The 17,947-nt window shown below is 48.1% G+C and carries 23 protein-coding genes and 1 tRNA gene; 7 read left to right on the top strand and 17 right to left on the bottom strand.

Annotation, left to right across the window (positions count from 1 at the left end; all coding sequences use genetic code 11):
- Positions 1-5 precede the first annotated feature (5 nt).
- The 4 genes from JRJ22_RS16825 to rplS all read right to left on the bottom strand — a co-directional run bounded on the left by JRJ22_RS16825 (position 6) and on the right by rplS (position 2,902).
- Complete coding sequence (locus JRJ22_RS16825; RefSeq protein ID WP_082451855.1) at positions 6-632, bottom strand: ribonuclease HII; 627 nt, start codon at positions 630-632, stop codon at positions 6-8.
- Positions 633-813: 181 nt separating this feature from the next.
- Complete coding sequence (gene ylqF / locus JRJ22_RS16830) at positions 814-1,674, bottom strand: ribosome biogenesis GTPase YlqF (RefSeq protein ID WP_054941102.1); 861 nt, start codon at positions 1,672-1,674, stop codon at positions 814-816.
- 35 nt (positions 1,675-1,709) lie between these two features.
- Positions 1,710-2,330: a signal peptidase I gene (gene lepB, locus JRJ22_RS16835; RefSeq protein ID WP_206100622.1), complete on the bottom strand. Its 621-nt coding sequence runs from the start codon at positions 2,328-2,330 to the stop codon at positions 1,710-1,712.
- 227 nt (positions 2,331-2,557) lie between these two features.
- Complete coding sequence (gene rplS, locus JRJ22_RS16840; protein ID WP_036688590.1) at positions 2,558-2,902, bottom strand: 50S ribosomal protein L19; 345 nt, start codon at positions 2,900-2,902, stop codon at positions 2,558-2,560.
- A 718-nt stretch (positions 2,903-3,620) separates the two neighbouring features.
- Between rplS and JRJ22_RS16845 the strand changes: the two genes are divergently transcribed.
- Positions 3,621-4,625, top strand: coding sequence for a hypothetical protein (locus JRJ22_RS16845; protein WP_206100623.1), 1,005 nt, complete (start codon positions 3,621-3,623; stop codon positions 4,623-4,625).
- A 59-nt stretch (positions 4,626-4,684) separates the two neighbouring features.
- On the opposite strand, the gene JRJ22_RS16850 is transcribed toward JRJ22_RS16845, so the two are convergent.
- Entirely contained in the window at positions 4,685-4,933 is a 249-nt protein-coding gene (locus tag JRJ22_RS16850) for an LSm family protein (protein ID WP_206100624.1), read from the bottom strand.
- 283 nt (positions 4,934-5,216) lie between these two features.
- Between JRJ22_RS16850 and JRJ22_RS16855 the strand changes: the two genes are divergently transcribed.
- Positions 5,217-5,405 carry a hypothetical protein gene (locus JRJ22_RS16855; protein WP_206100626.1) on the top strand — a complete coding sequence of 63 codons (189 nt, stop codon included), beginning with the start codon at positions 5,217-5,219 and terminating at the stop codon, positions 5,403-5,405.
- 73 nt (positions 5,406-5,478) lie between these two features.
- Here JRJ22_RS16855 and JRJ22_RS16860 read toward each other — a convergent pair.
- The 9 genes from JRJ22_RS16860 to JRJ22_RS16900 form a co-directional block, all read right to left on the bottom strand.
- A tRNA-Pro gene (locus tag JRJ22_RS16860) sits at positions 5,479-5,552 on the bottom strand.
- 734 nt (positions 5,553-6,286) lie between these two features.
- On the bottom strand, positions 6,287-7,093 hold the full coding sequence (trmD, locus tag JRJ22_RS16865) for a tRNA (guanosine(37)-N1)-methyltransferase TrmD (protein WP_206105176.1): 807 nt from the start codon (positions 7,091-7,093) through the stop codon (positions 6,287-6,289).
- Positions 7,093-7,617 (bottom strand): ribosome maturation factor RimM, encoded by a 525-nt coding sequence (gene rimM, locus JRJ22_RS16870; RefSeq protein ID WP_054941108.1) that lies wholly within the window; start codon positions 7,615-7,617, stop codon positions 7,093-7,095. The genes trmD and rimM overlap by 1 nt, the downstream gene beginning before the upstream one ends.
- Positions 7,618-7,708: 91 nt before the next feature.
- Entirely contained in the window at positions 7,709-7,939 is a 231-nt protein-coding gene (locus tag JRJ22_RS16875) for a KH domain-containing protein (RefSeq protein WP_019910364.1), read from the bottom strand.
- Positions 7,940-7,961: 22 nt separating this feature from the next.
- Positions 7,962-8,234 carry a 30S ribosomal protein S16 gene (rpsP, locus tag JRJ22_RS16880; protein ID WP_054941109.1) on the bottom strand — a complete coding sequence of 91 codons (273 nt, stop codon included), beginning with the start codon at positions 8,232-8,234 and terminating at the stop codon, positions 7,962-7,964.
- A gap of 429 nt (positions 8,235-8,663) precedes the next feature.
- Positions 8,664-10,052 carry a signal recognition particle protein gene (gene ffh, locus JRJ22_RS16885; protein ID WP_206100627.1) on the bottom strand — a complete coding sequence of 463 codons (1,389 nt, stop codon included), beginning with the start codon at positions 10,050-10,052 and terminating at the stop codon, positions 8,664-8,666.
- 21 nt (positions 10,053-10,073) lie between these two features.
- Positions 10,074-10,430, bottom strand: a complete 357-nt coding sequence (locus tag JRJ22_RS16890) for a putative DNA-binding protein (RefSeq protein ID WP_206100629.1) — start codon at positions 10,428-10,430, stop codon at positions 10,074-10,076.
- 147 nt (positions 10,431-10,577) lie between these two features.
- Positions 10,578-11,225 (bottom strand): PAQR family membrane homeostasis protein TrhA, encoded by a 648-nt coding sequence (gene trhA, locus JRJ22_RS16895; RefSeq protein WP_206100630.1) that lies wholly within the window; start codon positions 11,223-11,225, stop codon positions 10,578-10,580.
- Positions 11,226-11,280: 55 nt separating this feature from the next.
- Complete coding sequence (locus JRJ22_RS16900; protein ID WP_206100631.1) at positions 11,281-12,798, bottom strand: carboxypeptidase M32; 1,518 nt, start codon at positions 12,796-12,798, stop codon at positions 11,281-11,283.
- A 215-nt stretch (positions 12,799-13,013) separates the two neighbouring features.
- Here JRJ22_RS16900 and JRJ22_RS16905 point away from each other — a divergent pair, with 215 nt between their 5' ends.
- The 5 genes from JRJ22_RS16905 (at position 13,014) to JRJ22_RS16925 (ending at position 15,322) form a co-directional block, all read left to right on the top strand.
- Positions 13,014-13,433, top strand: coding sequence for a GNAT family N-acetyltransferase (locus tag JRJ22_RS16905; RefSeq protein ID WP_206100632.1), 420 nt, complete (start codon positions 13,014-13,016; stop codon positions 13,431-13,433).
- Positions 13,434-13,575: 142 nt separating this feature from the next.
- Positions 13,576-13,731 carry a hypothetical protein gene (locus JRJ22_RS16910; RefSeq protein ID WP_206100633.1) on the top strand — a complete coding sequence of 52 codons (156 nt, stop codon included), beginning with the start codon at positions 13,576-13,578 and terminating at the stop codon, positions 13,729-13,731.
- 116 nt (positions 13,732-13,847) lie between these two features.
- Positions 13,848-14,426, top strand: coding sequence for a beta-class carbonic anhydrase (locus JRJ22_RS16915; RefSeq protein WP_206100634.1), 579 nt, complete (start codon positions 13,848-13,850; stop codon positions 14,424-14,426).
- Between the two features lie 174 nt (positions 14,427-14,600).
- Positions 14,601-15,035: a hypothetical protein gene (locus JRJ22_RS16920; RefSeq protein WP_206100635.1), complete on the top strand. Its 435-nt coding sequence runs from the start codon at positions 14,601-14,603 to the stop codon at positions 15,033-15,035.
- Positions 15,035-15,322, top strand: coding sequence for a YxcD family protein (locus tag JRJ22_RS16925; protein ID WP_054941114.1), 288 nt, complete (start codon positions 15,035-15,037; stop codon positions 15,320-15,322). The genes JRJ22_RS16920 and JRJ22_RS16925 overlap by 1 nt, the downstream gene beginning before the upstream one ends.
- A gap of 60 nt (positions 15,323-15,382) precedes the next feature.
- Here JRJ22_RS16925 and JRJ22_RS16930 read toward each other — a convergent pair whose 3' ends face one another.
- The 3 genes from JRJ22_RS16930 to JRJ22_RS16940 form a co-directional block, all read right to left on the bottom strand.
- Entirely contained in the window at positions 15,383-16,399 is a 1,017-nt protein-coding gene (locus JRJ22_RS16930) for a S66 family peptidase (RefSeq protein WP_206100636.1), read from the bottom strand.
- Positions 16,400-16,588: 189 nt separating this feature from the next.
- Entirely contained in the window at positions 16,589-16,939 is a 351-nt protein-coding gene (locus JRJ22_RS16935) for a hypothetical protein (RefSeq protein ID WP_206100637.1), read from the bottom strand.
- 137 nt (positions 16,940-17,076) lie between these two features.
- Positions 17,077-17,916 carry a DegV family protein gene (locus JRJ22_RS16940; protein WP_206100638.1) on the bottom strand — a complete coding sequence of 280 codons (840 nt, stop codon included), beginning with the start codon at positions 17,914-17,916 and terminating at the stop codon, positions 17,077-17,079.
- Positions 17,917-17,947: the final 31 nt, after the last annotated feature.

The following is a 17,947-nucleotide window of genomic DNA, read 5'->3' on the forward strand; positions in this document are numbered from 1 at the left end:
TCTTTCTAAAATAAAGTCTGCTGTTCTGCCAGGATTCTTCCGATGAAGCTGCGCCGGTGCAATGGTGTAGGCCCGAGTGAGATTATCTGCTCCCGGTGCAGCTTAGTGGCATAGCCTTTATGTATTTTAATCCCGTAGCCAGGATATAATTCCTCCCACAAGCCTTCGCACAACCGGTCACGTGTTACTTTTGCAACAATAGAAGCCGCTGCAATTGACTGACTGTTGGCATCCCCTTTGATAATAGCCTGCTGCGGCTGCGGCAGATCAATTTTCTCAGCATCAATCAGCAAATAATCAGGGGTATGGGCAAGCCCCTCAACCGCTTTTTTCATCGCCAGGCGTGAGGCCTGCTTAATATTTATCTCATCAATAACTGTAGACTCCACATGGCCGACACAGACTGCCAGCGCCTGCTCCATAATGATCTCATACAGAGCATCCCGCTTCTTGGCGGTCAGCTTTTTGGAATCATCCACACCGTCAATAATCAGCCCTTCCGGCAAAATCACCGCCGCAGCAACCACATCACCAAACAGGCAGCCTCTGCCCACCTCATCTACACCGGCAATCCGGCGGTAGGATTGTTCCCAGCCCGCTTTTTCAAACTTCAGCATATCAATCGTACTCATTATTTCTCCACCGCCATATCAATTTATCAGCTCATCTACTAGCCAGCTTATCACAAGAAGACTTCAAGAGGCATCCCTCTTTTTGATTTTAACCCAGCCTTCCACCGGGCGGACCCTTTATAGAAAAACAAAAAAAGCCACCCAAACTCTTGGATGGCTCCATTCCGAATAATCTCCGTACTTAAGGCGTTTCCAGCGTAAACGCCCCTAATTTGCCTGCACGCAGCTCATGCAGCAGGGTCCGGGAAGCTTTCTCCAGATCCACACGCCCGCCGCTGATCAGACAACCGCGCTTGCGCCCTACCGCTTCCATGACCGCCACAATTTCATCCGGATTCTCCAGATCTTCGGGCAGCTTCTCTATTCCAAAACGCTCCTGGAACCGCGAGCCGTAATCCTTGACCAGATATTTCACCGCATAAAAGGCGATATCCTCAATGTTAAGAACTTCTTCTTTAATCGCACCTGTTATGGCCAGACGATAGCCTACTTCCTGGTCCTCAAACTTTGGCCACAAAATACCTGGGGTATCCAAAAGCTCCAGATTTCCGCCCGTCTTAATCCATTGCTGCCCTTTAGTGACACCAGGACGATCCCCGGTGATAGCAATGTTCCGGCCCGCCATCCGGTTGATCAGCGTTGACTTACCCACGTTTGGAATACCCACGATCAGAGCCCGGCTCGCCCGCGGATTCATTCCCTTGGCGATTTGCCGGTCAATTTTCTCCTTGAGCAGCAGCTTGACCTGCTCAGGAATCTCTTTGATGCCGGTTCCGGTAGACGCATCTACAGGATGGGCAACATGGCCTTCCGCTCTAAAGTATGCCAGCCATTTGCGCGTCGCCTCAGGATCAGCCAGATCGCTCTTATTGAGAATAATCAGTCTTGGCTTATCCCGCAAAATATCGTCAATCATCGGATTGCGGCTGGAAAGCGGCAGACGGGAATCGAGCAGTTCTATTGCAACATCAATCAGCTTCAGCTTGTCCTCGATTTGCCGTCTTGCCTTCGTCATATGACCGGGAAACCATTGAATGGCCATTGCCGTCACCTCCTTTGACTTTCTGTCAGCTTATTTTAATGATTAATTACAGTAATATCCTTGACCGGCCAGAAGATCAGATCAGCTCGGCCGACAATATCCCCCAGCGGCACATAGCCGATCATCCGGCTGTCCGTACTGTCTGAGCGGTTATCTCCCATTACAAATACATGTCCCTCCGGCACAGTACCGTCCGGCAATTCTTCATTCGGGAAATCCTTGTTATTATAGAGAGCATTGTTATTGTGCGCTGCATCAATCGCATCCTGAATATACGTTTCGTCTACAGGTTCGCCGTTAACAGTTACGACATCCCCTTCCACCTTCACCGTATCTCCAGCTACCGCAATGACCCGCTTAATAAAATCTCTGCCTTCCGATGGCACATGGAATACAATAACCTCACCCCGCTGCGGAGAGCGGATGTCATACAGAATCTCATTCACAATTACCCGTTCACCGGTGTGGAAATTCGGCTGCATGGATGGTCCATCGACAATAAACGGCTTAAACAACAGCCAGCGTATCAAGATTACCAGGACCAATGCAATGGCTATCGCTTTTATCCATTCAAGTACTTCATTCTTCTGCTTTCGAGGGTTCTGGCCGCCTGGCTCCACTATCTCGCCTTGTCCCTGCTGCAAATCCTGCTGCATAGTTCACCGTCCTCTCTTTAGATTACTCTCACTATACATCCACTATACAACAAAAAAACTCCTGCCAAAAACTCCTCCACGAATTACTCCTTCAGGAGGCCTTTTCGGAGAAGCTGATCCTAAGGCATATATGTTAAAGTTTAATGTTTGCACCACAAAAAGAACGGCTCTGCCTGCAAGAAAAAAGAAAAGGGCTTGAATTCAAGCCCCTTTTCTCTGTCACTATTCTAGCGACGAATTTCTTTAATTCTTGCAGCTTTACCGCGAAGTTCACGAAGATAGTACAGCTTCGCACGACGAACTTTACCACGACGAGCCACTTCGATTTTCTCGAGCTTAGGCGAGTTGATTGGGAAAGTTCTTTCCACACCAACACCGTAAGAAATTTTACGAACTGTAAAAGTCTCACTGATTCCACCGCCGCGACGTTTGATTACAACGCCTTCGAACAACTGGATCCGTTCACGAGTTCCTTCGATAACTTTTACGTGCACCTTCAAAGTATCACCTGGACGAAAACTAGGGATATCTTTACGAAGTTGCTCTTGCGTAATTGCTTGTAGGATATTCATTTAGGACTTCCTCCTTCCGTACAGGTGTTCTTGCCTCTTCCGGAGAGACCTTTGCTCTCCCTCATTATCCGCAGCGGACCACCGTATTCCACACAACAGAAATAATAGTATCATAAAAGATAGGCTATTACAACATCATTTTTGATTATAGCGGCATCAAATCCCGTTTTTTCGCCTTTGCCTTACAATCCTTGCATAGTCCGACAACGCTTCCATTGTCCTGGGCATAAAATATCAGTTTGCCGTTCTTCTTCTTGCAGGAGGAGCAAGGCTGCTCAACAGTGCTTTGCTTTGCTTTACGATGTCGATCCATTGATATTACATTGCTGGCAGTACCCGTTCCCGGACTTTTGGGCTTGCTGCTACGGCTCCGGGATACAAAAGAAACAGCAACAATAACTAACACTACCATCAGAACTGCTGCATATACCATTTGGCTCATCCGCTCCCTTGACCTTTCACAGTCAAAATAGTAAATAGACCGCCCTTAAATGATGTCTGAGTGACGGTCTGTTCCCGCTGCCAAGCTCCGCTGCATAAGACAGCTAATCTTTAGCCCATTTTACCATAATTAATGATCAAATTACAGTGACACCGGGCATCCTGGACTATAGTCCAGCAGAGGAACCCGACTGCAGCCTGTTCTTCAATTATTTACCATAATATATACTATTGATACTACATAGGCAGACAAGAATTTTTGTGGGAGGTAATATTGTTGAGAAAAAAACATAGCACCGCAATAATCGCGGCAGTCACCGTCTTCTCGTTGGTGCTTCTGGCCGGCTGCAGGGAGCTTCCCGGCAAGGAGGCTGCTGATAATCAGCTTGAGGAGAGCTTCTCCGGGAATAATGGCACTCCCTTTCTGGAATCACTTCATCTTGAACTCAGTGAGGCATCAGAAGAGGTAGGCCAGGACATCGAGGAAGCTGCTGGCAATGTACAGGAAGCTGCTGGCAATGTACAGGAAGCCGTCCAGGAAGCTGCAGCGGAGGTAACAGACCAGATTAATGAGAACGGACTAAGACAAGATCTTACAGTATCATTGAAGAGCGGGGATTCAACAGGGCTTATTCTCGACAATGCAGTCGGCAAGATCGATGTCGTCTCGGTTGAAGGAGATACCGTTCATGTATCCGCATCTGTTATCGCACATAACCCTGTGACCAAAGAAGTTGACCAGAAGATCCTGGATAATGCCGAGGTTTCCATCGAGAGCAACAGAGGCAAGCTTATGGTATCCGCTCATCCCAAAGACAGTCCCAAAAAAGACCTGTGGACCTGGGCACAAAAGAAATACAAGCATTCCGATTTCAGCATTAATTATGTAATTGAAGTTCCGGCAGGCATCACCGGATATGAGATAAATAATAATGTCGGTTCGGTTCAACTGAGCGGCCTCCAGGGCAGCTTCAAGATTATCAGCGATGTCGGAACCATTTCTCTCCAGGACGTTCAAATTACCGGTAAGTCCATTGTTCAAACAGATACCGGGAGCATCTCCCTTGGACTAGGCAGTATGACCAGCGGCAGCAGCCTTACAGCCAGCAGTGACGTAGGCGCTATTAAAACAACACTCGCCAGCGGTCTTAAATGCACTGTGAAGGCTTCCAGTGAGCTTGGTGCGATTAGCGGTGTATCCAAAGGCAAACAGGATTATAATGGAGGCGGACCGCTGCTCGCACTCTCTACAGAAATCGGCGCCATTACCGTCCGGGATTAGACGAATATTCCATAAAGCGGGCTGTCCCAAATCAACTTGGGAAAGCCCGTTTTTTTCATTTAAATTAGTGCGATTGCCAGCAGTGTAAACAGACTTAAGGTTAGAATTTCACTGCCGTATCCGTAGTACCCGCCATAATAGCTTCCAGGATAAAAAGCAGATGTCTTCATCCGGCCGTTTCCTTTGGTTTTCAGATATACGTTATTTCTGTCGACGTCGACAACAATTCCCTCATACCGCTTTCCGTCAGTAGTCATAATCCGCACCCTTTTGTTTTTGCAGTGCAGGCAATTGTAATAAGCTTCCACCAGAGTATCCCTCCTCCTTCGTTTGCTGTATTTTATGAGGTCCGTGATAAAGCGGCAACGGCAAGGGTACAGGGATGCGGAAGCTGGGCTTAATAATTTTCGGCCTAACCACATGGTGAATTCTTTGTGAATTCACTGCACTATGTGAAATTATTGTGAAATAAAGTACTTGTGAACAAAGTGTGTCTTTTTCTGGAGAAAAGGTTTATAATGAATACAAAGAATTCAAGCGCTTTCGGGCTTGTTTATTAGCCAATATAACTAATATGAGGAGGCAGCAATCATGAGCACAGCAAGCAGACGTTTTATGAATGAAGGGGTCCTTCGCATCGCCATATTCATCATGTTCGCGTCCCTCACCTACTCGGTACGTCACTATACATGGGCAATTGTAGCGCTTCTGGCTGTAGGAACGTATTCGCTGGTTACAGGTCTTTTCCAGCTCAAACGCAGCAGGGATACGGTAGAATAACTAACCATTCCAAACGTAAAAACCGCTTTCCGCAAGGATTCCAGAATCCTGCAGAAAGCGGTTTTTTTGGTTATCGGAGTAACAGGATTTGAACCTGCGACCTCACCCACCCCAAGGGTGCGCGCTACCAGGCTGCGCTATACCCCGACGGATATGTATAACCTATCTATATTTATATATACTCCAGAAAATGCTTACATTCAAGCGGAAAATTATTTAAAACTATTATTAAATTTTTATAGATTTTCGGAAATGGCTATGCTATACTCTTGGCACAAGGAAAGGAGGTGCGTTCACATCAAGCATGACATGCTGAACGTATCCCTTACCCGGACCAACGGCTGAACCTAAGTCTTGGTGGCGCGGGATACGGATCAAAGCAATAAAAAGCGCCTCGGGTAGAGAGACCGTCTTCGGACGGTCTTTTTTATGTCTTCTGCTATACATTTACACAAAAAAACTTTAAGGAGGTACCCGGCGGGTACCTCCTTAAAGTTTCTTTGTGTCATCCTATAGTAAGTTACGATTTACGATTCGTATAAAACTCGATGATATCGTTAACGGTGCGGAGCGGCTCCGCTTCCTTGTGGACAGTGTCCACGTCTGGCTTGAGTGGTTCATGCGTATTCGTAGTCACTTATGTTCATTCCTTTCGATTGTTGAGCTAGCTGCGTCTAAGTGGAGTGTTTTGCGGCACCTCTATTCATTACCCTAAAATAAGGATACCAACGCACATTTGCTCGTATTTTTTTGTGATGTTTCTGTGTCTAGCTTTTCTCTACTGAGATTTATATAACCATTTGGACATAACAAAAAACGCCTCCTCAACGTAATATACGTTAAAAAGACGTCAGATATGACAACTTCTATAAAAATTAGGCTCAAGACTGTCCCAGCTGCTCTTTGAGTAGATCGAGCGTCTTCCGGTCCTTTGCCGTAAGCTCGGCGGTATCCAGCAGATCCGGCCTGCGCTCCAGCGTACGCTTAAGTGCCTGCTCGCGCCGCCATAGCTCGATATTGGCATGATGTCCGCTAAGAAGGATATCCGGCACCTTCCAGCCGCGGAATTCCGCAGGACGCGTATAATGCGGATACTCCAAGAGGCCTGTACTGAAGGAATCCGTGATAGCCGAGGTCTCATTACCGAGCGCTCCCGGCTGCAGCCTGACCACCGAATCAATAACGGTCAGGGCTGGTAGCTCTCCGCCTGTCAGTACATAATCCCCGATGGACAGCTCGTCTGTCACCAGATGCTCTCTGATCCGCTCATCATAGCCTTCATAATGACCGCAGATAAAGATGAGGTGCTGCTCCCGGGCCAATTCCTCAGCGATCTGCTGGTTATAAGTCTGCCCTTGCGGGCACATCAGGATAATCCGCGGCTTCACCGGAACAGGTGCAGAAGGCTCTTCTGCTATCTCCGAATCCTGTACCTTCGGACTGCTCTCATCCTGCACACTCTCCAGAACATGCTCCACCGCTGCAAATATCGGATCCGGCTTCAGCACCATGCCTCCGCCTCCGCCATAGGGTGTATCGTCCACTGTATTATGCTTGTTGCCTGAGAAGTCACGGAAATTGACCGCGTTCAGTGAGACAATTCCTTTTTCACGCGCTTTGCCAAGAATGCTTGTGCTAAATACACCCTCACACATATCCGGGAAGAGCGTCAGCACATCAATTCTCATCATGGCAGCAGCCCTTCCATCAGGTGAACAGTGATCTTTTTGGCGGCGATATCCACATCGAGCACGACATCATTGATCACCGGAATCAGAATGTCCTGTCCCTTAGCGGGCTTCACTACCCAGACATCATTCGCCCCCGGTTGCAGGATATCTGTAATTGTACCTAACGGCTTGCTTCCGTCTTCATCTGTGTAGACTTCACAGCCGACAATGTGATGGAAGTAATATTCGTTCTCCGGAAGCTCCACGAGGTCGTCACCGGGAACCTTAAGCAGACTGCCTTTGTACTTCTCAATCTGATTAATATTGGTATATCCCTTCAGCTTGGCAATAAACATCCCTTTATGCTCTCTCGCTGACTCTACGATCACCTCGAATTTCGGGCTGCCGTCTGCCGGGATAACCAGCAGCTTTTTACCGGGTGCGAACCTCACGTCCGGAAAATCGGTATGCGACAAGATTTTGATCTCCCCGCGAATGCCGTGCGTATTGACCAGTCTGCCTACCGTAAGTTCTTCCGCCATTTTACCCACTCCTTTATCTATTCACTTCTCTATATTTGAACCAAAAAGGAGCCGGGATATACTATCCCTAGCCCCTCATTGTGCGCATCGATTAAGATAAAATATCTACGGTCACGCGTTTATCGCTCTTGACTGCTGCGGATGTAACTACTGTGCGAAGTGCTTTGGCGATCCGCCCCTGCTTGCCGATGACCTTACCGACATCATCAGGATGTACAGAGAGCTCATAAACAATCAGGTGATCCTTCTCCACAGTCCGCACCGTCACATCTTCTGGATGATCCACTAAAGCCTTAGCAATTACTCCAACTAATTCTTCCATAGAGGACCCTCGCAATCAGTCATTATTTCTGTTGCTTCGACTCATGGAACTTCTTCATCACGCCTGCTTTGGAAAGCAAGTTGCGGACGGTATCAGATGCTTGTGCACCTGTTTGAAGCCATTTAAGAGCCTTTTCCTCATCGATCTTAACTACTGCCGGTTGTTCAATCGGATTATAGTAACCGATTTCCTCGATAAAACGACCGTCACGAGGGGACCGGGAATCGGAAACCACTACACGGTAGAAAGGCGCTTTATGTGCACCCATTCTTTTCAAACGAATACGTACTGCCACGAAATTCACCTCCTTAAAAAAGTATCGAAATATTGGGAAGATGTTTAGGGTAAACCTTTTTTCGATCCCTCCCAAACCCTCCCTTCCAAGGGAGGGCCCCAAGGGCCTTGCCCTCTGGACACCCGCTTAAGTGCAACTGGCGTAAGTGTTCAGACTGGCGGGATCTTGGGATGGGGGAGCAAGGATCGCTTTTCGTCCCTTACGGGACCCGCTTAACTGCGGCGGTACCTTGGGACTGGTTTAACACAAACTTCTACTTTAAAGATTAAGGACTTAAGGTCAAAAGATTAAGATCAAAAACGACTCGATCATCTGATGTTGTACTATGTCTGATCTATGAAAGATTAAGATCAAAAACGACTCGATCATCTGATGTTGTACTATGTCTGATCTGGTAAAGATCAAAAGATTAAGATCAAAACCTTAGGATCAACGGAACGGGAACTTCATGCCGCCCTTACCGCCAAGACTCTTAAGCTGTTTCATGGCGTTTTTCTTGCCGCCCTTGCCTCCGCCGCCCATCATGCCGGAGAACTGCTTCATCATCTTGCGCATCTCATCGAATTGCTTGATGAGGCGGTTGACCTCTGCGACATTCGTTCCGCTGCCGGCAGCAATACGCTTGCGGCGGTTGTGGTTAATGATTTCGGGCTGGGCTTTCTCGGCTTTGGTCATGGAATGAACAATTGCCTCGACGCGGCCCATCTGCTTGTCGTCAACCTTGAGGTCCTTCACGCCCTTGGCTTTGTTCATGCCAGGCAGCATATCAAGAATCTGGTCGATTGGGCCAAGCTTCTTAACCTGATCCATCTGCTCCAGGAAATCGTCGAACGTAAATTCCGCATTACGCATCTTACGTTCCATTTCCTTCGCTTTTTCGGTATCGATGTTGGCTTGAGCCTTCTCGATCAGGGAGAGCATGTCACCCATACCGAGAATCCGCGAAGCCATCCGCTCCGGATGGAACGGCTCCAGCGCGTCGATCTTCTCGCCCAGTGCAGCGAACTTGATCGGGCAGCCGGTTACAGCCTTGACGGACAACGCCGCACCACCGCGGGTGTCGCCATCGAGCTTCGTCAGCACGACCCCGGTAAGCTCAAGCTGCTTGTTGAAGCTGTCGGCTACGTTGACGGCATCCTGACCGGTCATGGCATCGACTACAAGCAGGACTTCATCAGGATTAACTACCGTGTGGATCTGCTTCAGCTCATCCATCAGCGCTTCATCAATATGCAGGCGGCCTGCGGTATCGATGATGACATAATCCAGATTATTGTCCTTTGCATGCTGGATAGCTTGTCTGGCAATCTCCACCGGACTAACCTGATCCCCCAATGCGAATACAGGAACCTTAATCTGTTCGCCCAGCACCTGAAGCTGCTTGATCGCAGCCGGACGGTATATGTCCCCGGCTACAAGCAGCGGGCGGTGATTGCCCTTCTGCAGCAGCTTGGCCAGCTTGCCTGAAGTGGTCGTCTTACCGGCCCCTTGCAGACCTGCCATCATAATCACGGTCGGCGGCTTGTTCGACTTGGCCAGCTTCGCCTGGCTTCCGCCCATCAGCTCGGTCAGTTCCTTATTAACGATGTCGATGATAACCATGCCGGGAGTAAAGCTGTCCATTACTTCCTTGCCAATGGACTTCTCCTTCACCTTGGACACGAAGTCCTTGACTACTTTGAAGTTAACATCGGCTTCCAGAAGCGCCAGCCGCACTTCGCGCATGGCTTCGTTTACGTCATCTTCGGATACTTTACCTTTGCCGCGCAGCTTGCTGAACACATTCTGCAATCTTCCGCTTAAACCTTCAAATGCCATATGCGGCTGTCTCCCTTCATGCTACTCTAACCTCTGCAGACGATCCACGAGCTCCGTGAACCGCTGATTATATTCCTCAGGCAGCATTCCATTATCCGGCAGTCTGCGCAGTTCTTCTAAATATCGGTTACGGTCTTCATGTTTGGCTAATAGGCCAAGTTTCTCTTCATAATTCTCCAGCACCTGCTCGGCACGTTTGATATGCTCATACACGGCCTGCCGGCTGATTGCAAATTCCGCAGCGATCTCTCCCAGGGAGAAATCATCGTGGAAGTAATATTTCAGAAACGTTTGCTGTTTATCAGTAAGCAGCCGTTCATAGAATGCGAATAACAGGTTGATCCGGTTCGTTTTCTCGAGCCTATTCTCCTGACTCATTAAGGGCACTCCCTTCGTCAAGGAAAAACACTTTACAGCTTCACAACGTCCCTTATGATACCGAAAACAAAGAAAGATGTCAAGTCTTTTTGCTTGTCATCTTTTTTTGTGTGCAAAATGTATCATTTAGAGGCTATTTCACTGCAATTAGCGGATCGGCAACAGGTAAATCAGGACTGCGAAGAAGTGAGTCACACTGCCCGCAAGCACGAAGACATGCCAGACTGCATGATGGAACGGAAAGCCTCTCCATACATAAAAGACTGTCCCGAGCGTATACAAGATCCCACCGGCCATAAGCAGCGTCATGCCGCCTCCGGCCACAGACGCCGAGAGCGGATTCCAGGCGATGACGATCAGCCAGCCCATGGCAATGTAAAAGATCGTAGACATGAACAGAAACTTTTTGACGAAGAACGCTTTGAACAGCACTCCGAACAATGCCACTCCCCAGACGATGCCAAACAGGCTCCAGCCCAATGTCCCTCGGATCGCCACCAGCAGGAACGGCGTATAGGTGCCGGCAATAAACAGATAAATGGAGGAATGGTCAAAGAATTCGAATAAATCCTTAGCTTTGCCCTCCCGCAGACTGTGCACGAGTGTGGAATTAAGATACAGAAGCAGCATCGTCGTCCCGTAAATGGAGAAGCTGACCACATGCCAGGCCGTTCCCTTCAGACTGGCAAAAACAACGAGCAGGACAAGCGCAGCTACACTCAGTACCGTACCGATACCATGCGTAATTGCATTCGCAACCTCTTCCCTGCGGCTGTAAGTATAAGTATTTGCCATCACAAAAATCCTTCCGTTTGCGTTTCCTTCTATTATACCGTGTTTGGCAGCCGGATTACAGCTTATAGAGCTCTTTATATTTCGCTTCCAGATAATCAGCCAGATAGTCCGGGTTCAGCGGCTCTCCGGTAACCTGCTCGATAATTTGCGAAGGGGTCAGGCTCTTGCCGAAGCGGTAGATTTTGTCCGTCAGCCATTCCTTGATTGGCAGCAGGTTGCCTTCAGCAATCAGGCTGTCAAAATCCGGAAGCTCTTTACGGAGCGTATTCAGAATCTGTGCCGCATACATATTCCCCAGGGAGTAAGAAGCAAAATAACCGAAGTCTCCGCCGGACCAGTGAACATCCTGCAGTACGCCTAGCGCATTGGAAGGCGGGGTGATGCCCAGGTATTCCTGATATTTGGCATTCCAGACTTTTGGCAGCTCCTTAACCTCAAGGCCTTCATTGAAAATAAGCTTTTCGATTTCATAACGGATAATGATGTGCAGGTTATACGTCAGCTCGTCGGCTTCAATCCGGATAAACGAATTGGCTACACTGTTGATCGCGCGGTAAAACTGCTCCACTTCCACATTCGCCAGCTGCTCAGGGAAATGCTGCTGCAGATCACCATAGTAACGCTGCCAGAAAGCACGGCTGCGGCCGATCATATTCTCCCACAGTCTCGACTGGGATTCATGGATTCCCATGGAGGTGCCGGTAGCGAGCGGTGTACCAACCAGATCCTTGCTGATATTTTGCTCATACAGGGCGTGCCCGCCTTCATGGAGTGAACTGAAAATCGCGCTTGTTACATTATCGAGCAAATAATTGGTCGTGATGCGCACATCACCTGGATTCAGTCCAGTAGCGAACGGATGCACACTCTCATCAAGGCGTCCTGCTTCAAAGTCATAGCCCATCTGCTCCAGTACGAACAGGCCGAATTTCTCCTGCTGCTCTTTGGCATAGATTTGGCTCAAAAATTCGGTATCAGGCTTGTTAGGTGAAGCACTAATCGCCTCTACGAGCGGCACAAGACGGGCGCGAAGGCGGCCGAAGATTTCATCGACTTTGGCGACAGTCAAATCGGGCTCGTACATATCAAGCAGCGTATCATACCGGGTATCCTTGACACCCCAATAATCAATAAATTCCTGTTTGAAGGCGACAATCTTGCTTAAGTAAGGCTCAAAGGAAGCAAAATCATCGTTCTCCTTGGCTTCTTCCCACATGCTCTCGGAATGGGCTGCCAGAACGGAGTACTCCTCGAATTTTTTGGAAGGGATGCTCTTGCTGCGTTCATATTCCTTGAGGCAGTCCTTAACGATTTTGTTCTGGGCATCACTTAACTGGCTCGCAACGTCAGGACGGCTGAAAAACTTCGTAAATTCGCCCATCTCCGGTGATGTCTCCAGTCTGAACAATTCTCCGGAGAGCATGCCGATCGTTCCCGAGCGGACCTCTACTCCCTTTCGCGGCGCACCTGTGCGCAAATCCCAATGAAGGAGTCCGATGGCTTCGTTATAACCGCTGATTTTGGATAACAGCTCCTGAAATTTCTCCCATTCTTCTCTTACTGCTTGTTCCATTCCTGCGCACCTGCTTTCTCTGTTTTACTAACTCCTCTTGATGATACTTTTTTAAATCCGTATAATCAACCGCGCCAGGTACCTGTAGCAGCTTTTAAGTGTTATTGAACCAGCCAGAAGGCGCAAAAATCAAACGGTTGTGGTACTGGACGCCTGGTTTTCAGAGGGCTATAGTAATGCTAATTCTGGATCACGCACAAAAAGGAGTGGGGGTTATGATCAGGCACGCGCGAGTAAACGATTGGAAACAGATCTCTGCATTGTTAGATCAGCTGGGCTACCCTAATACCGAGTCCTTTATTAAAGAAAATATTGAAAGACTGCTTGCCCATCCTGATGAAGAGTTAATGGTTTATGAAGAGGAAGGACGGGTAGCTGCCTGCATTTCACTGCATTTTATTCCCCAGTTAGCTCTTATAGGGGATATTGCTTGCATAAGCTATCTTATCGTTGATGAAACCATAAGAGGTAAAGGCATCGGGCAAATCATTGAAGAGTATGCCAGCAGCGTTGCTAAACAAAGGAACTGCGACAGAATTCAGGTTCATTGTCATTCCCGCAGAACTGACGCGCACCGCTTTTATGACCGGCAGGGCTTTGCGGAGTCTCCAAAATATTTTTCAAAGATGTTATAACGATCTGCGTTATGAAGAATCCAGGAATATTCGGGGATATTGACGTGTGTTAATTATAATCCGTATAATCATTTCAAAGCATTCAGCTTCAAATTTGAAATATTTCATCTAATCACACATACTCAAGGAGCGTGAACAGAACATGAACATTCAAGTTACGCCGAAGGCAGAGAGGAAGCTGACGGAGAGGCTTGGCGGGAAGCCTGGTTTTTTACAACCCATATTTGATACGGAGGGCTGCGGCTGCGATGGAATTAATGTTCCTGATCGCCAGTTCATTTACGCCCGGCAGCAGTAAATTATTCTCGAAACAACAGCTTGTTAGACCTTACGTACATACGTATAGGCTCAATAAATTTAGGTACGCTTTTAAAGCGAACTACACACAAAAAACTTTTAGGAGGAATAATGATCATGACTCAAATATCGGATATTTTGAATTTTAATAAGAACTTTGTAGAGAAGAAAGAATATGAAGCCTATCTGACCAGCCGCTTTCCGGATAAAAAAATGATTATCATCACGTGTATGGATACACGGCTGGTGGAGCTTTTGCCGAAAGCGATGAATTTCAAAAATGGCGATGTCAAAATTATCAAAAACGCCGGTGCGATCATTTCCCAGCCTTTCGGATCGGTTATGCGCAGCGTCATGGTTGCACTGTACGAACTGGATGCGGATGAAGTGGTTGTGGTCGGACACCATGAATGCGGCATGGCTTCACTGAACGCGGACAAAATGATCAATTCGATTAAAGAACGCGGTGTTTCCGAAGAGGTGCTGTCCACGCTGGAGAACTCAGGAATTAAACTTACCAAATGGCTGCGCGGGTTTGACAATGTGGAAGAAGGGGTAATTCAGACTGTGGAGCTGATTAAGCACCATCCCTTACTCCCCCCAAACATTCCTGTGCACGGCATGATCATTGATCCGGCTACCGGAGCGCTTGAACTTGTCTCGGACGGGTATGTGGAGAACAAGGCAACTCTCTGAAACTGCTGTTTGCGTGGACTGAGGTCCACGCACTTTTTTTGGTCAAAACTGACTTCAGGTGCGAATTAACTTATAATAATTTTAATTAAAATTGAAACCTCCTAGGGCATACTACGTATTACTGGATAGAACCACAAAATTTCAAGACAACCTTTAGGAGGGTACTTGTACTAAATGAAATCCATGAAACGTGTAATGATGATCGTAATGGCTTTTACCCTGTTCTTTGCTGTTACCGTTCCCGATTTCGCAGATGCGAGACGCGGAGGGTTCAAATCCGGAAGCCGCGGCTTTACCACGACTCCCAAAAAATCAACTACGGACAACGTGAAAAAAAGTGATAGCACCAAAGGCACTACGGCAGGAACTGCCGGTTCCACTGCTAAACGGGGATTCTTCAGCGGCGGCAGCTTAATGAAGGGGTTAATGATCGGCGGACTTGCCGGCTTCCTCTTCGGCAGCATGTTCGCCGGGATGGGCGCCTTCGGCAATATTCTCGGATTCCTGATTAATATGCTCGCCATCTACCTTGTAGTGGTGCTTATCATGTCTTTCTTCCGCCGCAGAAGAGAAAGACGCAGATTTGAGGAAAGGAACAGCCGCTACTAATGCCAACTACCGTTCTTAGTATGGATGAAATCATCAATGCCATCTGCCTGCATATGGCTGAGCGCAAAGCGGTACGTGTCCAGGACGTGCAAGTGGAGCTCAGCTGGGAGGAAGATACCGGCTACACCGCCGAAGTCTGGATCCAGGGGCGAAGCCAGTATCTCGTGGAGTCCAATATGATTGAAGCGATTCTACGCTACATGCATAGTGAATACGGCATCCGCGCCTACCGTGAAGATGTGCGGCTGGACCTGGATGAGGAAATCACCGCTATTGTGAATACGTAATTCCAACAGTAAGAATACCAAAGAGACAGCCCGGCGGGCTGTCTCTTTGCTATATTTTCACTATTCGCGGAAATATTGCTTAAGGGTACCTTGGCCGTTCACTACTTCTACCTCGCCATAGGCACCATTAATCAGCGTCATCTGCGGAGGGACATGTCCGAAATCCATCTCATAAATGACCGGCAGCTGCAATTCCTCTGAAAGGTCACGGTAGAGATCTTCTGCTGTATAATCATCAACCGGCTGATTACCTCCGCTGCGCCCGAACAGAATCCCGGAACAGTTATCGAACCAGCCTGCATATCTCATTTGAACCAGGGATCTGCGGACATCCACGGTATTTAGCTCACAGTTTTCCAGATACCAGATTATAGGCTCCCCATGTATGATCTCCTCATTGAAACGCTTAACATCGCCGTATGGCGTCCCGATGATATGTCTGATAACATCTATGCATCCGCCGAGCAAGCGCCCTTTTATCGCTTCGTCCTTTCCTGATACCGTCTTCCATCCGGTCTTTGCATTTAAATGAAAAACATAAGGTGAAGTCCCGCCCGGTTCCCCTTTTCCCTGATGCTTCTGTGAGGAATGCTGGAGAATAGAGCCTCCGGTCGGCGTAGCGAGCACCTTTTGCCACATCGCAGTTGTCTCGTCCGTCAGCTTTCCTCGTAGATCCCCGAAGCTAGGCCCATGTGCCGTCGCTATACCTGTTCTTAAAGTGATGGTGAGCAGCAGCAGGCTGATATCAGAAAATCCGAGAATCCACTTTCCCTGTACCCGGTCAAAATCAATGAACTCCAGCATTTCAATCAGCAGCTCCCCGCCCCAAGGCGGAATGATCAGGTCGACGGCTTCATCCTGCATCATCTGGTTGAACTCCATTCCCCGCTCTCTTCCCGGTACGGACTTCGCTTTATGCTGCTTATACACCGTATGCCCGAGTATTACATTATAGCCTCTTTCCTTCATCCGGGTTACTGACTCGCCAAACGTCTCCCGGCTCCCTTCATCTACTCCAAAGGACGAAGCAGTAACACCAATTGCCGCTCCTGGTTTAAACACCGGGTATGTAATCATTGGATCCCACCTTCTGTTTTTTAGCTTTTCTTCCCAGTTTAACATCTTGCGGGTCTTACCAGAAGCCGGAGAGCTTACGGCGGGCGGATGCACCCTTAACAAACACAAATAGACATGACCGGTCATACGGCACACAGCCGCTGAACCGGTTCATGTCTGTTTTTCTGACAGGTCTGTACAGTCAGATTATTAGACCAAGGAAATCGCGAGCAGTTCGAACAGCACCAGCGGAAGAATGGCGTTGTTAATCGGTGCTGGGAATGGATATCCCGTTCCCGGATACGGATGGTAGTATGGGTTATAGAACCCGCGTGCCGGCTCGGTATTCACTGTAATCATCAGGTACATATGTTTGCTGTCCATCCCGGCAATGATGCCCTCATGCATCATTCCATCAATAGTCTGCACCTTCACTTTGTGGTTTAAGTAAGGCTTGCAGGAATGGTGCAGGGATTCGCGCACACCGTGTAAATGCTGGACAACCGCTGGATCAGCTTGATAAATAACCGTTGATGGCTGACCCGTATTATATGTCGGCATAAGGTTTGACCTCCGTAAATGGATTTGCTCCATTCTATGCAGAAGCCTATATGATAGTGTCTAATCGCCCAAAAAAACCGTACAACGGCAGGTGGCCAGGTACGGTTTGAAGATGATTATATAGGGATGGCAGCAGCCTAAAAAGCCACTCCGATCCCGCCTTCACCGGCATAAGTGCCCATCACCGAGCCCATGCTGGAGAAAACAATCTCTTTGAAGGGGTGCTTTTCAAGAATGCGGCCTTTGATTTCCAGCGCCAGCTTCTCGCAATTACTGTGCACGATGGCAATGGCCGCTTTCTCGTAATCGAAAGTCTTCTCATCCAGCTTGGCCAGCAGATGATTCAGCGCCTTTGGCAGCCCGCGTGTTTTTTCCACTACTTCTACGATACCTTCGTCGCTGATTTTGAGCAGCAGCTTAATGTTCAGCACCGATGCTACGGCACCCGACAAACGGTTCAGCCTTCCGCCTTTAATGACATTTTCCAGTGTATCCAGCGTAAAGTATGCCGTTGTTTCCCGGATTTGGGTAAGCACCATTTCCTTCAGTTCTGCCATACTGCTGCAAGTGAGCGATAATCTCGCCGCCGTTGCCACAATAAGTGACAGGCCACCGGAGAATCTCTTCGAATCTATAATTTCAATTGCATTCGGAAATCCTTCTTCTTCGTACATTTCCTTGGCAATCATTGCGGTCTGATAAGTACTGCTGATATTGGAGGACATACAGATAACCATGATATCTGTGCCTGCTTCCACTTCTTTGAACTTTTCGAGGAAACTCTGCGGACTCGGACTAGCTGTAGTCGGCAGCTCCTTAGAGTTAACCATCTTAGCATAAAAATCTTTGGTGGACGTGTTCTCAGGCATTAGTTCATCCCCGAAATGAACCGGCAGATGTACAATCATAACACCATACTTCTCAACATACTCAAGGGGTAAATCGGAACCGCTATCCGTAATAATCTTGATGGGCATCAGGGTACTCTCCTTTCAATTCTATACCATT

Origin of the sequence: Paenibacillus tianjinensis (assembly GCF_017086365.1) — a bacterium.
Classification (GTDB): domain Bacteria; phylum Bacillota; class Bacilli; order Paenibacillales; family Paenibacillaceae; genus Paenibacillus_AQ; species Paenibacillus_AQ tianjinensis.

Coding starts and splice junctions, on each gene's coding strand:
- JRJ22_RS16825 (WP_082451855.1), bottom strand. CDS start 632: ATGAGTACGATTGATATGCTGAAGTTTGAAAAAGCGGGCTGGGAACAA.
- ylqF (WP_054941102.1), bottom strand. CDS start 1,674: ATGGCCATTCAATGGTTTCCCGGTCATATGACGAAGGCAAGACGGCAA.
- lepB (WP_206100622.1), bottom strand. CDS start 2,330: ATGCAGCAGGATTTGCAGCAGGGACAAGGCGAGATAGTGGAGCCAGGC.
- rplS (WP_036688590.1), bottom strand. CDS start 2,902: ATGAATATCCTACAAGCAATTACGCAAGAGCAACTTCGTAAAGATATC.
- JRJ22_RS16855 (WP_206100626.1), top strand. CDS start 5,217: ATGAGCACAGCAAGCAGACGTTTTATGAATGAAGGGGTCCTTCGCATC.
- trmD (WP_206105176.1), bottom strand. CDS start 7,093: ATGAGAATTGATGTGCTGACGCTCTTCCCGGATATGTGTGAGGGTGTA.
- rimM (WP_054941108.1), bottom strand. CDS start 7,617: ATGGCGGAAGAACTTACGGTAGGCAGACTGGTCAATACGCACGGCATT.
- JRJ22_RS16875 (WP_019910364.1), bottom strand. CDS start 7,939: ATGGAAGAATTAGTTGGAGTAATTGCTAAGGCTTTAGTGGATCATCCA.
- ffh (WP_206100627.1), bottom strand. CDS start 10,052: ATGGCATTTGAAGGTTTAAGCGGAAGATTGCAGAATGTGTTCAGCAAG.
- JRJ22_RS16890 (WP_206100629.1), bottom strand. CDS start 10,430: ATGAGTCAGGAGAATAGGCTCGAGAAAACGAACCGGATCAACCTGTTA.
- trhA (WP_206100630.1), bottom strand. CDS start 11,225: ATGGCAAATACTTATACTTACAGCCGCAGGGAAGAGGTTGCGAATGCA.
- JRJ22_RS16900 (WP_206100631.1), bottom strand. CDS start 12,798: ATGGAACAAGCAGTAAGAGAAGAATGGGAGAAATTTCAGGAGCTGTTA.
- JRJ22_RS16905 (WP_206100632.1), top strand. CDS start 13,014: ATGATCAGGCACGCGCGAGTAAACGATTGGAAACAGATCTCTGCATTG.
- JRJ22_RS16910 (WP_206100633.1), top strand. CDS start 13,576: ATGAACATTCAAGTTACGCCGAAGGCAGAGAGGAAGCTGACGGAGAGG.
- JRJ22_RS16915 (WP_206100634.1), top strand. CDS start 13,848: ATGACTCAAATATCGGATATTTTGAATTTTAATAAGAACTTTGTAGAG.
- JRJ22_RS16920 (WP_206100635.1), top strand. CDS start 14,601: ATGAAATCCATGAAACGTGTAATGATGATCGTAATGGCTTTTACCCTG.
- JRJ22_RS16925 (WP_054941114.1), top strand. CDS start 15,035: ATGCCAACTACCGTTCTTAGTATGGATGAAATCATCAATGCCATCTGC.
- JRJ22_RS16930 (WP_206100636.1), bottom strand. CDS start 16,399: ATGATTACATACCCGGTGTTTAAACCAGGAGCGGCAATTGGTGTTACT.
- JRJ22_RS16935 (WP_206100637.1), bottom strand. CDS start 16,939: ATGCCGACATATAATACGGGTCAGCCATCAACGGTTATTTATCAAGCT.
- JRJ22_RS16940 (WP_206100638.1), bottom strand. CDS start 17,916: ATGCCCATCAAGATTATTACGGATAGCGGTTCCGATTTACCCCTTGAG.